The sequence below is a fragment of the Vibrio agarilyticus genome (assembly GCF_012641465.1).
Taxonomy (GTDB): Bacteria; Pseudomonadota; Gammaproteobacteria; order Enterobacterales; family Vibrionaceae; genus Vibrio; species Vibrio agarilyticus.
The window spans coordinates 241,540-256,168 of sequence record NZ_JABAIK010000003.1; the positions used below are offsets into that span (position 1 = coordinate 241,540).

Here is a 14,629-nt window from a genome sequence, read left to right on the forward strand (position 1 = left end):
TTTTCTGCTTTTGAGTTATTAGCCTATATTATGTGTTGTGGTTTGCCATCACGAACATTAATGTCTTGTTAAATAAAATTGAGTTTAAGTGATTCATGGAAAGAAGAACTTTTGTCAAATTAGGTACTGGTGCGATCGGTGCGGTACTGCTTCCGAGCACCGCGTTATCAGGCCTGTCTATTGATCCCAGCTCCGAAAAAAGTCGGTTAACGAGCAAGGAGTTGGCTCAGCTAAATATTCCTTTTCCAACTCAAACGGTAACCCCAGAGAATGGCGTAAGTGTCACATTTGCGCTTGAACCACGTATTGCCCGCAGGGGCAACTGGTAAACAGCATCATATAACTCGGAGCGCGCAATGATAGAAAGCTTCAATACGGCAAAATTGAATCGTTTACTAGGGAAAGAGTTCACCTTGGAAATGGCTGACAATGAACATAATGCGCAGCATCAGCATTATCAAAAGTATTATCCAGAGGCGGCCTTCGAACTGATACTGCTCTCAGGTGAGCCGGCGGGGCGTTTGTATGTATCGCGCTGGGAAACACAAATTCGTATTGTTGATATTGCGGTGCTTCCCCAGCATCGAGGCAAAAAAATTGGTTCGCACTTAATGAGCCAGCTACTTGATGAGGCGAAAGAGCATGGCCTCGAAGTCTCGATACATGTGGAGCACAACAACCCGGCTATGCGGTGGTATTTGGCGCTCGGGTTTGAGACGGTTGAGGATAAAGGGGTCTATAGGCTGATGAAAACTCGGTTACATGAAACAGGCGCTGTGCAGGTTGCATGCCCTAAGGCGTGACCTCCAATTGGCTCGCAAGCGTACCATCGCTAAGACGAGTATGTATTTCGCGCTTGTGGCACGCCAGAATATAAATATTTATTTCTCATCGCCTCCTAACGTTTCGAAGCCTGCTTGCAATAATAAGTGTATTAGAGGCGGTTTTTTATGCAGCAATTGGTCAAAGCATTGCAGTTGCAAATTTATCGTTAGAAGTTAGATCTAACGATGGAATACTGCGCCGAGTAGTGTTTGTTAACTGCTATCTATTTTATTCGATGGGCCCGAGCTTGGTGATTAATTATGGCTAGGTGTATACCGCAATCTACCTAGTGCATTTTTTGTTTGAGTCAGGCAAGCCAGAAAACAACCCTTGTATTGAATTGGGTAACGCCTTTTTTCGTATGAGATTATTAATTCGCAGCTACGTCTGCTCTCGTATGAAAGATTCATTACAACGTCTTTTAGAATTTTAATAACGGAAATTATTTTGGTTAAGTATCACTTTATTGCCGGGTTACCTCGCGCGGGTTCTACATTGCTTGCGGGTATTCTTCGTCAGAATCCGCGCTTTCATGCTGCTATGAGCAGCCCAGTCTTAGGGCTTACCACGGGTGCCCTTGAATATATGGGGGCCTCAGGCGAGTTTTATACCAGCTTTGACGCCACAAAGAGAAAGCAGATTTGTATTGGACTGTTCGACTCTTATTATTCAGACATGACTGACAAAGAGGTTATTTTTGATACGAATCGAATGTGGGCTGCAAGACTGCATTTGTTAATGGATATGTTTCCTGACAGCAAGCTAATTTGTTGCGTTCGCAATCCTGCCTGGGTGATGGACAGTTTTGAGTCCATATATCGCAAGAATCCCTTCGACTACAGCCAACTGTATACGCCACAAACCCGGCAGACGGTCTATTCGCGGTGTGAAGCCATGGCGAGCAGCGCTGGCGTTTTGGGCAGTGCGTGGTCAGCGTTGAAGGAAGCGTATTACAGTGACTTTTCAGACCGGCTTTTACTGATTGACTACGATCTCCTAGCTCAAAAACCGCAGCAGTGCATTCAGCTACTGTATCAATTTATCGATGAGCCCCTCTATCAGCATGACTTCGATAACGTGGAGTATAGCGACGGAGAATTTGATCTCAATCTAGGCGTTAAAGGGCTGCACGATGTGAAAAGAGTCGTGAGCTTCAAGCCGCGCAGAACGATTTTGCCACCGGAGTTATTCCAACAGTATAGCGAGATGGCATTTTGGCAAGATAGCAGTGGCACCAATGCCAGTATTATCAAACCACAAAAAGCAACTTAGATTCAGAAAGCACTATAGATACCAAAAGCGTCATAAATACAGAAATGCCTTAGATAAGGTTTGACGCGCTGTGGATGGAGTGACCAGCAACCAGTTTTTAGGGAAAGCAGAAGAAATGGACAAATTCGTTTTAACCAGTTTAGCAACCGCGATTGCGCCGTTTGGGCTATATGCCGCGAGCGGCCAAACCATGGGAAGTTATCAAAGAAGTTATCTCGCAAGCCCCGCGATAAGTGGGCTTAATGTGGCGGGAAAACCGGATGCTGAAAGACTTGAACTAAATCTGGCAGTAGAGCATCACCATGATGATGTGCTGGCCATACAAACTGGGCAATCTGTCAATCAGCTGGTGATTATTGATGATTCAGTGCCGGACAAAGAGCAGTTCTTGTCACAAGCGCGGCCGGGAACGGATTTTCGTTTCATCAACGCTGAGCAAGATGGGCTAGAGCAACTAAAGCGTGTTCTGGCGGATTATCAAAACCTAGCGGCATTGCATATCGTATCTCATGCCGATGATGGTGTGATCTATCTAGGGGCTTCTCAGGTGACGGGGACGCTGCTGCAAGCAGAGCTCAACACGTTATCGGCGATAGACTTTTCATTAAAAGATGGAGCGGATGTCCTCCTTTATGGCTGTGACCTTGCGAAAAGTAGTAAAGGGGAGGCGCTGCTCGAAGTCATTGCAAACGGCGCCGACGTTAATGTCGCAGCCTCAGATGACCTAACGGGATTAGCGGCGTCAGGCGGTGACTGGGATTTAGAAATTGCCAGCGGTGAAATCTCGACACTACCGTTGTTTGATTCCGTCGCCATGCGTAATTTTACCCATGTGCTGGCCTATTCCGGCACCTTGAATTTGAATAACGTACCTACTGGTTATGCGAATCAAATAAGTTACCAAGTATCGGGAACCGGCTACACATTGGTTTTCAAGTCTGGCGGCTCTGGCGGGAGGGACCTATATAGCGATTCTGGATATGTTTATGTGGGTACCGGTTCAAGTACTAATACGAGCGCGGACGTCTATTTTAGCGGTGGTGAAACGTTCACTCTGACCAGTTTATACGTATACCATTCAAGCGACCCTGCTAAGTATATTCGTGTTACCTCCGATAAAGGGGGGCAAGTGGATTCTGCTAGTAAGCTGGGGAATGTCGAAAATACGACGTTAACTTTTTCTGGAGAAAAGTGGGAGAACATCAGCAAGTTCACGATTCAATACAGTGATAACACTACATTAAAATGGCTTAAGATTGACGATATAGCGATAGAAAATCTTCAGTTGGCTGGAGATACCACCCCACCGACAATTACCGACGTGACGATCGCAGATTCCGCCCACAAGGTTGGTGATGTCGTCACCGCAACCATAATGGTCGATTCAGACTCTGATAATTACACCTCGGGTTCAGGTAGTGTGAGCGGCACTATTGCTGGATACACAGTAAGCGCATTAACTAAAAAGAATGACACAACTTACGAGGTCAGCTTTACGATTACCGATGGCGGTACCAATATCGCGGCCGCGAGTACGATTCCGGTTAATATTACCCTAACCGACTCGAGCGGTAATGCCAGTGCTGCTTATACCACCGCTATCAGCCAAGCTAACGACGCGATTTATGCAAATTTGCCAGATATTACTTTGAGTGCAGATACGAATCTCATCGCTGAAGATGGTGGCGTCGCAACATTGACCGCAACGTTGAGTCATCAATGGCCGCAAGACATTACGGTCAACCTAGCGTATAGCGGCACCGCCACCGCCACAACCGACTATCTCAAATCAGACAGCATCACGATTTCAGCGGGTAGCGCAACGGGCACCACAACGGTAACCGGTGTGGCTGACACTCTGTATGATGCTGCCAGTGCCGAAACCATCGTGGTGGATATCAGTTCGGTTTCTGTCGGGAGTGAAGATGGTGTTCAGCAAGAAACGATAGCCATTACTGACTCAGAATCGGCGCCTAAGATCACGCTATCAACCAGTCATAGTTCCATCGCTGAAGATGGCGGGGCTTCTTCTGTGACCGCCAGCTTAAGTCATTCAACCTATGAAGATGTCACCGTGAGTCTGGGTTATTCCGGCACCGCAACATCAGGCAGTGACTACGCGACACCAAGCTCATCGATAGTCATTAGCGCAGGCAGCACCAGTGCCGATGCCACAACCGGTATTAGCGCAACTAACGACGCCACAGAGGAAGAGAGTGAAAGCATTATTATCGATGTGTCAAACGTCAGCGGCGGTGGTGCGACAGAAGATGGAAGCCAGCAGAAAACGGTGACCATAATCGATGATGATGATGAAACTGCGCCAGTATTTGAAAACAGTACGCCCTCCCCCTCATCCATAACGGCAAGCGGAGTCACTTTGTCTGTCGATTTGGATGAAGAGGGTACGGTTTACTATGTCGTGGTTGATGACGGCGCATCTGCGCCAAGTGCGGCTCAGGTAGAGGCCGGGCAAGACGCCGGTGGCAACACCGTGTCCGTGAAAGGCAGCTTTAGTACGACAGGCACTCTGGCAAGTAAGACGATTTCTGGACTGGAAGATGGCAGTGACTATGACGTCTACCTAGTTGCCAAAGATGCGGTTGGAAACCCTCAGGCTTCGCCAACCTTGGTCAACCTGAGCACGACGGATACTCAGCCAAATGTCAGATCCATAACCGTTTCCGGTTCGCCGGCGGCGAACGCTTCGAGTATTGATTTTCTTGTTAGCTTTGGTGACGAAGTGAGTCATATCAGCAGTGATGATTTCACGCCAAAGCTGGGCGGAAATACGAGCAGCGGATTGGCTGTCACGGGTGTATCGGCCAGTTCTGGCACGAGTGTCACCGTGACGGTTTCGGTGACCGATGTTGTGGGTGAGGTGCGCCTAGACTTAAATGGTGGCACCGATATCGCCGATGAAACGGGCAATACCCCAGCGGCCTTTACCACAGGCGATAGCCATACGGTCGATACCATTGCACCAACCGTGACGTCCATCGTGCGCAAAACGCCGACAACGGAAGTGATCAATGCCGATTCACTGGTGTGGACGGTGACCTTCTCTGAGTCGCTGAACAATATCGATGGCGGCGATTTTTCAGTCTCCGGTACCACGGCCAGCGTGAGCAGTGTCAGCGCCTCGTCGGGTAGTAGTGTCGATGTAACCGTGTCCGGCGGCGATCTGGCAGATTATAACGGTGCAGTGGCGTTAAGTATTGCTGGTGCAAACAACGTGGCCGATGGCAGTGGTAACGGGCTTTCGTCTACCTCGCCAACGGGCGCCGCCGAGACCTATACGCTGGATAACGCAGCGCCCTCGTTTGTTTCTGTCGATGATAACGGCGGGGACAATAACTACAAAGCGGGTGAAACCATTACTTTTGAGGTCGATCTGGGTGAAGCAGGTCTGACGGTTAACGCTAACCTTTCTGTGTTAGATAGTGATTTTAGCTCAACGGCGACGCTGACCGATGATGGCGACGGCACGTATAGCCTGACGACAACGGTGTTAAACCTTGCTGACAATATGCAAGAGGGGAGCATTGCGGTCACCTTTACTGCCACCGATAGTGCCGGTAACTCGAGTACGGATAACTCGCTTATCCTGACCTTAGATAAAACCGCGCCAACCTTTGATAGCGGTAACTCAACACCCAATGACAATGCCACTGGCGTATCTGTGGCTGATAATGTTGTTCTCGACTTTAGCGAAGCGGTCACTCTTAACAGTGGTCAGACGATGACGCTAGTGGATGTGACAAACAATGCGACTTTCGAAGTGTTCACCGCGACAAGCACGACAGCGGCGACTGGCAATAATGGCGGCACGGTTTCAGTCTCATCTGACAAGGTAACGTTAAATCCCGGCGCCGATCTGCTAGCTGGCACCGAATATGCGGTGCAAGTTTCCGCCTCTTTCGTTCAAGATCTCGCGGGCAATCTGTTTGCGGGTATCAGTGATAACACCACCTTTAATTTTACAACCGCTCCTACATTGGTCCTTAGTGCCTCCGCGGCGGAGATGTCAGAAAAGGGCGGCAGCATCACTTATACCGTGAGCTTGCAAGATGGAAGTGGCAATCCGTTTACCGCGACCGAAAATATTGTCGCAATCATCCAGCTCGGTGGCACTGCGACCAAGGATATCGACTATTCTGTGACGGGGCTGGGCTCAATCGGTGAGGTGACTATCGCCTCTGGCACTTCATCGACCACCTTTACCATTACCGCCACCGATGATGCAGTGGCTGATGACGCCGAAACGGTATCCGCAACGCTAAATTCTGTATCATCTGGTAGCGCAAGTATCAGTAGTAGCCACTTCGCTTCTGTCACGCTCAATGAGAATAACCCACCGCTATTTAATCACTTAGATGCAACTCCCACCTACACCGAAGACGGTTCAGCCATCGTTATTGATGACGATGTCACGGTCAGTGATACTGAGCTTGATGCGCTAAATGGCGGAGTTGGGAACTATGATGGCGCGACGCTGACCATTGCTCGAAGTGGCGGCGCCAATGCGAATGATGTTTTTGCCAATAACGGTTTATTGGGCGCGCTGACCGAGGGTGGCAATTTGGTTTACAACGGCACCACTGTTGGAACCGTCACGACCAACTCGAATGGTACATTGACACTGACTTTTAACAGCAATGCGACGACCGCGCTGGTAAACAGTGTGCTGCAGAATATTACCTATGCTAACAGCGCTAACGAGCCAGCCGGCTCTGTGGTTCTGAACTTTACCTTTAACGACGGCACTGATAATAACAGTGGCACCAATCAGGTAACCACAAACATTACCGCAAGTAACGATGCGCCAACCCTAACGGCAACCGGAGAAAATTCGGCCTTTACCGAGGGCGGAAGTGCGGTCGCCGTATTCAGCAGTGCTGATGCGAGTACCGTAGAAAGCGGCCAGACACTAAGCGGCTTTGTTTTGACGGTAACCAATCTATCTGACAGCAGCAGTGAAGTGCTGAGCGTGGATGGCTCTGATATTGCGCTGAATAATAGCGTAAACGGTACCACTTCGACCAATGGCCTGAATTATGCGGTAGTCATGCCGGGAACGACCGCGACGCTCACCTTCACTGGAGGCCGCCTGAGCGAGACTGAGCTGCAGACGCTGATCGATGCGATCCGCTACCAGAACAACAGCCAAGATCCGACCACGGACAGCAGCCGAGTGGTGACGATTACCAGCCTGACCGACAGTGGCAACGAAAACGCGACCACCAGTCTGAGTGTTTTTTCTACGGTGAGCCTGACGCCAGTTAATGATGAGCCAACCCTAACGGCGACGGGTGGTAACCCGACCTTTACCGAAGGCGGCGATGCGGCCGTGGTATTTAGCGGTTCAAGCGCCAGCACGGTAGAAACCGGCCAGACTCTGAGCGGCCTAGTACTGACCGTCACCAATGTCACCGATGATGAAGTGCTGACCGTGGATGGCGACAGCATCACTCTGGAAGATGCGGTAACTGGCACCACGGCTGCCAGTAGTTTAAGTTATACGGTCGCCGTGGCTTCGGATACCGCGACCGTGACCGTCACTGGAGGCAGCCTGACAACAGATGCATTTCAGGCGCTGGTTGATGGCATCCGCTACCAAAACAACAGTGAGGCTCCCGCAATAGACAACACTCGGGTGGTAACCATTACCAGCCTGAGTGACAGCGGCTCTGCGAGTGGTGCGAACGACAATGTGAATGACACGCTCAATATCGCCTCGTCAGTCACCGTCTCTGCGGTTAACGATGCTCCGGTAGTGACTGGTCTGGTCTCTGTGTTCAATGCCATTGAAGATGTGGTTACCGCTTTGGATGTCAGTGGTATCACTGTGTCGGATGCAGAAGGCGACAGCGTTTCCATTGTTCTGGCGGTCAGCAGCGGCGTACTGACGGTTGCAAACGGCAATGGCACCGTTGATGGTGTTACTGTCAGTGGATCCGGTACAGCCAGCGTAACCCTGAGCGGCAGCGTGGCTGACATCAACAGTTGGTTAGATACGACAACTCATTTGAGCTTTACTTCTGGCCTCAATGCCAATGGCAATGTGACCTTCACGGTAACGCCGTTGGATGCAGATACTGGTAGTGCGGTTTCGTCTTCGGTGAGCGTGACAGCAGTCAATGATGCTCCGGTTATTAGCGGCTCACCAGCAACAACAGTGGCTGAGGATTCGGCGTACAGCTTTATCCCAACCGCGAGTGATGTGGATGTGGGTGATAGCTTGACCTACACCATTATTAACAAGCCTGGCTGGGTGAGCTTCAATACGGCAACGGGGGCGCTGACCGGTACGCCGGGTAATGATGCGGTTGGTATAACAAGCGATATCCGCATCAGCGTGACCGATGGTGAGCAAACGGCAACCCTAGCCGCGTTTTCGCTGGAAGTGACCAATGTTAATGACGCGCCGACCATCAGCGGCACGCCGGTGACTAAAGCGGTACAGGGCAGCGCTTACCACTTTACCCCAGTGGGCAACGATGTCGATGCCGGTGACTCGCTCACCTACAGCATCAACAAGACGCCGTCTTGGGCGAGCTTTGATCCTGCTACTGGATCGCTTTCCGGTACGCCGACCAATGATGATGTCGGTATCACCACCAGCAATATCGTCATCAGTACCAGTGACGGAGAAGAAACCGTTGCGCTGCCAGCCTTTGATGTGGTGGTGGAAAACATCAACGATGCACCGCTGATCAGCGGTACTCCGCCGACCACGGTAGCCGAAGATACGGCGTACAGCTTTACGCCGGACAGCAACGACATTGATGCGGATACCTTGACTTTTAGTATTGAGAACAAGCCAGACTGGGCAAGTTTCGATACCGCAACGGGTGAGCTTTCTGGTACGCCAACCAACGATAATGTCGGTAGCACTCAGGGGATCGTGATCAGTGTCAGTGACGGTGCGGGGACGGTATCGCTGCCGGACTTTGCGCTGACGGTAACCAATGTCAACGATGCGCCAACTATCAGCGGCTCACCAGCAACCAAAGCTGTGCAGGATATCTTGTACCGCTTTACGCCTGCCAGTGAGGATGTGGATACAGGAGATACCCTAACTTACAGCATCACTAACAAGCCGAGCTGGGCGAGCTTTGATACCGAGACGGGTACCCTGACCGGTACGCCGGGCAATGATGATGTCGGGATCACCACCAGCAATATTGTCATTAGTGTCAGTGACGGAGAAGAAAGCGCGGCGCTGAGCGGTTTTGATCTGGCGGTGACCAACGTCAATGATGCGCCGACCATCAGCGGCACGCCGGCCACCAGTGTGTCTCAGGATGCGGATTACCGCTTTATCCCGACTAGCGAAGATATTGATGGTGATACTCTGTCCTTCACGATCAGCAATAATCCGGCGTGGGCAAGCTTTGATACTGCCACGGGAGCGCTGACCGGTACGCCGGGTAATGATGATGTCGGGATCACCAGCGATATCCGCATCAGCGTGACCGATGGTGCGGCAACGGCAACGCTGGCAGCGTTTTCGCTGGAAGTGACCAATGTCAATGACGCGCCGACCATCAGCGGCACGCCTTCGACTCAAGCGGTGGAAGATGCAGTCTACAGTTTCGCGCCAACGGCCAGTGATATTGATGGTGACCAGTTGACATTCAGTATTATCAACCAGCCTGACTGGGCGAGTTTCAATACCGCAACGGGCGCACTAAGCGGTACACCCACGAACGAAGATGTGGGTGAAACCGATGATATTGTCATCAGTGTCAGTGATGATGCAGAAACCGCGTCATTAACCGCCTTCAGAGTGACGGTGGCAAATACCAATGACGCGCCAGTCATTGACGGCACACCGGCAACAACGGTAGCGGAAGACACGGCCTACCATTTTGTCCCGACAGTGAGTGATGTCGATGCAGGCGATAATCTCGTCTTCAGCATCAGCAATAAGCCGAGCTGGGCAAGCTTTGACACCAGTACCGGTGCCCTAACGGGCACACCGACCAATGATGATGTGGGAACCACCAGCAATATCGTGATCAGTGTGTCAGATGATACGGACAGCACAGGCCTCGCGGCGTTTAGCATTGAGGTGACCAACGTCAACGATGCGCCAATGATCAGCGGTACGCCAGCGACCACGGTGGCGGAAGATTCAGTGTATCGCTTTATCCCAGTAGGCAGTGACGTAGATGCAGGCGATAACCTCGTCTACAGCATCAGTAACAAGCCGAGCTGGGCAAGCTTTGATACCAGTACCGGTGCGCTAACGGGTACACCGACCAATGATGATGTGGGTACGACCAACAATATCGTGATCAGTGTTTCAGACGACATGGATAGCACAAGTCTCGCGGCATTCAGCATTGAGGTGACCAATACCAATGATGCTCCGGTAGCGGTCGATGATCATGGCTATACGTTTACTGCCAATGACAGCGGTAGCTACACACTGGATGTGTTGGCTAACGACACGGATGTGGATAATGATACGTTGCAACTGACTTGGGTTAGCACCGACACAGGTAGTGCTCGCATTGAGGATGCATCTGTTGTGCTGGACACTGACGTGGTTGGTACGGTGAATCTAATGTATGGGATCGTTGATGGCAATGACGGCACGGCAACGGGGCTCGCGACTGTGGTGATCACATCAGATAGTGTTCAGGCACCGACCATCACGCCTCCGGAAAATGTGGAAGTGCAGGCCAATGGCCTTTTCACCAAAGTCGATCTTGGTGTGGCGGTTGCGGAAAGTAGCAGTGGTGAGCCGCTGCCAGTGTCTTTAGTTGATGAATCTACCTTTTTTGAGCCAGGCCTCCACACCGTTTATTGGCGTACTCAAGATGCGAGTGGCAATGAAGCCAGAGCGAGTCAGCAGGTGATCGTACATCCACTGATTTCTATCAGTAAGGATGATGCCACGACGGAAGGCACCACCCACTCCGTAGAGGTATACCTCAATGGCGAGGCGCCGACTTATCCGATAACCATTCCATACACAGTCAGTGGCAGTAGCGATGTCGCAGACCACAATCTTTTGAGTGGCAATGTCGTGATCAGCAGCGGCACCACTGGCAGCATTGAGTTTTCTGTTGCGGCCGACGAGGTAGTGGAAGAGGCTGAAACGATAGAGATCACGCTAGATGAGAGCCTAAACCTAGGCAGCAAGTCTCAACATGTGCTGACCATTTATGAAGACAATGTGGCACCGGAAGTGAGCATTGAAGTCACGCAGAGTGGGGAATCTCGTCTGTTGGTCGTCAATAGTGTTGACGTAGTCACGGTGGCTGCGAGCGTGACGGATGTCAATGCTGGTGACACGCACGGCTATCATTGGATCAACGAAAATGCGCAGTTGGCGAACATTAGTCTTAACGAGCAGCAGTTTATCTTTTCTCCGGAAGACTTAACGCCCGGCATCTACCAACTGAAACTCGAAGTGACCGATAGCGCTTTAGCGAAGGTCGCAACGGATATTTATCTTGAGGTAGTGTCACAGTTGGCGACGCTGGACGGTCAGGACAGCGATGGAGACCTCATCCCAGATGATCAGGAGGGTTTTGCCGACAGTGATAATGATGGGATCCCAGATTATCAGGATGCCATCAGTCAATGTAATGTGCTTCAGGAACAGGCACTGGAATCGCAGAGCTACCTTGTTGAAGGGCAACCTGGTGTTTGCTTGCGCAAAGGCGTCACATTGGCAAGCAACCAGACGGGTGGCGCTCAGTTGATGACCAGTGAACTGGTCGCAGATACTGAGGCCGAGAACATCGGTGGGGTATTTGACTTTGTCGCATACGGACTGCCAACTGCAGGACAGACCTATCAGGTCGTGTTCCCGCAGCGTCTGCCTATCCCTGCAAACGCAGTCTACCGTAAGTACAAAGAAACGACCGGTTGGGTAGACTTCCAAACGGATGCAAGCAACTACGTCTCTTCTACCCTAGGGGAAGAGGGCTATTGCCCACCTCCGGGTGACAGTGCATGGCGCGTTGGGCTGACCGAAGGCCACTGGTGTGTGCAGCTGACCATCCAAGATGGAGGCCCGAACGATGATGATGGCATGGCGAACGGCAGCATTGTTGATCCGGGTGGCGTATCGACAACCTCTAAGAACACGCTTCCGGTGGCGTTTAACGATAATGTGTATGTGACGATAGACGGTTCAGTGTATATCGATGTGCTGGCCAATGACCGTGATGGGGACAATGACTCACTGACCATTACCAGTGCAAGTGCAAAATTTGGCACTGTATCGATTGAGAACGGCAAACTGGCTTACCGTCCAGCCGATAAGTTCTACGGTACTGACATCATCAGCTACAGCGTTACCGATGGGAAGGGGGGGACGGCGTATGCTGAGGTATCCGTTAATGTTACTCAATTCGCCGGTAGTGTAATTAATAACAGTGCAGGCGGGGGCAGTATGGGCGGTTTACCCGTATTGGCCCTGGGATTACTGGTTGCGCTGCGCCGGTATGGTCGCAAGTTTTCGGTGGCGCTGCTCGCGCTGCTGAGCTTCAGCAGCCAGGCCAACTGGTACTTGGACGCGGATGTAGGGGTAAGTAAAGCCGATGCCCGCCTGTCGGTGGCAGACAGTCAGCTGCAAAGTTCAGATAAGCAAGATACGGCTTGGTCGCTCGGGTTGGGTTACCGCTTTAACCCAGACTGGGCTGTTACCGGCCGCTACCTTGATTTAGGCAAAGGAAAAGCAACCCTGATCCCAGGTAGCGGTGCGGATCCGGTCGAGTTCCACGCCAGTGTTGCTAAGGTGACACCTGCACTGGCGGAGGGTATAGCCTTGGATGTCGGTTACACGCTGATTCAGGGAGAGAAAGCCCGCATGCAGGCCGTGTTGGGTAGCTTTTTCTGGGAAGTGGACTTTGACAGTGAGTATCAGAGCTCCCACATCACCAGCAGCGAAGACGGAATTGACCCTTATGTCGGTATCGGTGTGGATTATCAGTTCAATAATCAATGGAGTGCAAGTTGGCGCGTGAATCATTACTTTATCGATCTGAATGATGTGACGACTCTGGCAGTGAGGTTGTCGTATTATTTCGGCAGTGAAAGTAATTAGCCTCTGGTATTCCATATAAAAAAGGGCCTCGATTCATGAGTGGATCGAGGCCCTTTTGTAATGGTGTAGCCCTCCCTTAATCACACGTTACGCGATAAACCACGTGATGACGGTAAGGTTTTAGTGGCGAAAACAGGCAGTCTGCTTGTTTATCACTATTGACCTGATCGGGATAACATTGGGTTTCCAAACAGACGCCAGCATAAGCGTGATAAACCTCGTTTTTGCGTCCTTTTTCATTATTTAAGTAGTTCCCGGTATAGACTTGAATGCCGATTTGGTCTGTAAACACAGACAAAGTCAGTCCAGATTCTTTGGAGGAGAGGGTTGCGCCCGCTAAAGTTTGGTCACCGTCCAGCTTCCAACAATGGTTGAATCCATGAGCCGATGTGACTTCAGGATGCTGAGCCTGGATGCAATCGCCAAGGCGCTTCATCTGGCGCAAATCAAATGGGGTTTGTTCGACGCCGCACCACTGCGTGGGTATCGCGCGGTCATCGACTTGCAAATACTGCTCACTTCTAACCGATAACTCATGGTTGTGAATCGTTGGCGCGTTATCTAGGGTGAAATAAGAGTGCTGCGTTAAATTGATTGGTGTTTCACCATCAGGGTAGGCGAGGTAGGTAATCATAAGCTCATTGTCATCACTGAGCTCATAGGTAACATTGAATTCAATATTTGACGGATAACCCGCCTCACCCGCGTACGTCGAACATGTAAATGTGACGCTGTTACGGCTCGACTGGCTTACTTTCCACACTTTTTTCCCAAGTGCCGCACTTGCGCCGTGAAGATGGTTAGTGCCTTCATTACACTCCAGCTGAACCAATTGATGACCAAGAGTAAAACAGCCATCTGCAATTCGGTTTGCCCACGGCCCAACAACGCATCCCATCGAGCTATTTCCATGAGCATAATCAGCGGCATTGTCATAACCCAAAACGATATTACGAATTTCTCCCTGTTTATCTTCCACATACCAATTTACGATAGTGGCACCCAGACTCGCTATCTCAACCGAGCTGCCAAGCGCGTTTGATAGAATGATTAAAGTGTCGTGTCCCCATGGGCGAATTGTGCTGGTCATCTCGTTATTACTCAATTGTGTATTCGGCAATTTCTTTTAAGGTCAATGTGCTATGAAAAATGAGATCGCTGACCTTCTTATTCCAACGATAACGAATGTCATCATTTAATCGACTATCCTGTGGTCGATTTACTTTGTGATGTTTTTCATTAGTGTGCAGCGAATCAAAAATTTTAGGTTGTTGTCCTTTCATTATCAATCCCCTAAAAAAATAAACTCACTCTAGTTTGCCAACTGGTACTAATTCAATCAATTGTGAAATTTATCCTATTGGGTTGTCTATTTTTGTTTGCGATGATGTCGAGAATAAAGGAGGAGTGATAGCAAATTTCTATGAATCGAATGATCCACATTATCTTATTGAAGTGAGT

6 protein-coding genes are annotated in these 14,629 nt (G+C 50.4%); 4 read left to right on the top strand and 2 right to left on the bottom strand.

The window, feature by feature from the left end; translation table 11 throughout:
* The first annotated feature begins 95 nt into the window (after window positions 1–95).
* The 4 genes from HGP28_RS04650 to HGP28_RS04665 all read left to right on the top strand — a co-directional run bounded on the left by HGP28_RS04650 (window position 96) and on the right by HGP28_RS04665 (window position 13,168).
* Window positions 96–329: a hypothetical protein gene (locus tag HGP28_RS04650; RefSeq protein WP_168835280.1), complete on the top strand. Its 234-nt coding sequence runs from the start codon at window positions 96–98 to the stop codon at window positions 327–329.
* A gap of 27 nt (window positions 330–356) precedes the next feature.
* Complete coding sequence (locus HGP28_RS04655) at window positions 357–803, top strand: GNAT family N-acetyltransferase (protein WP_168835281.1); 447 nt, start codon at window positions 357–359, stop codon at window positions 801–803.
* Window positions 804–1,272: 469 nt separating this feature from the next.
* The gene (locus HGP28_RS04660) at window positions 1,273–2,097 is read left to right on the top strand and encodes a sulfotransferase family protein (RefSeq protein WP_211091886.1); all 825 of its coding nucleotides are present in this window, start codon (window positions 1,273–1,275) and stop codon (window positions 2,095–2,097) included.
* A gap of 115 nt (window positions 2,098–2,212) precedes the next feature.
* Entirely contained in the window at window positions 2,213–13,168 is a 10,956-nt protein-coding gene (locus HGP28_RS04665) for a putative Ig domain-containing protein (RefSeq protein WP_168835282.1), read from the top strand.
* A gap of 76 nt (window positions 13,169–13,244) precedes the next feature.
* On the opposite strand, the gene HGP28_RS04670 is transcribed toward HGP28_RS04665, so the two are convergent.
* Both HGP28_RS04670 and HGP28_RS04675 read right to left on the bottom strand, forming a co-directional pair.
* A complete protein-coding gene (locus HGP28_RS04670; RefSeq protein WP_168835283.1) occupies window positions 13,245–14,258 on the bottom strand; it encodes an aldose epimerase family protein in 1,014 nt (337 codons plus the stop codon).
* A gap of 7 nt (window positions 14,259–14,265) precedes the next feature.
* Window positions 14,266–14,451 (bottom strand): hypothetical protein, encoded by a 186-nt coding sequence (locus HGP28_RS04675; protein WP_168835284.1) that lies wholly within the window; start codon window positions 14,449–14,451, stop codon window positions 14,266–14,268.
* Window positions 14,452–14,629: the final 178 nt, after the last annotated feature.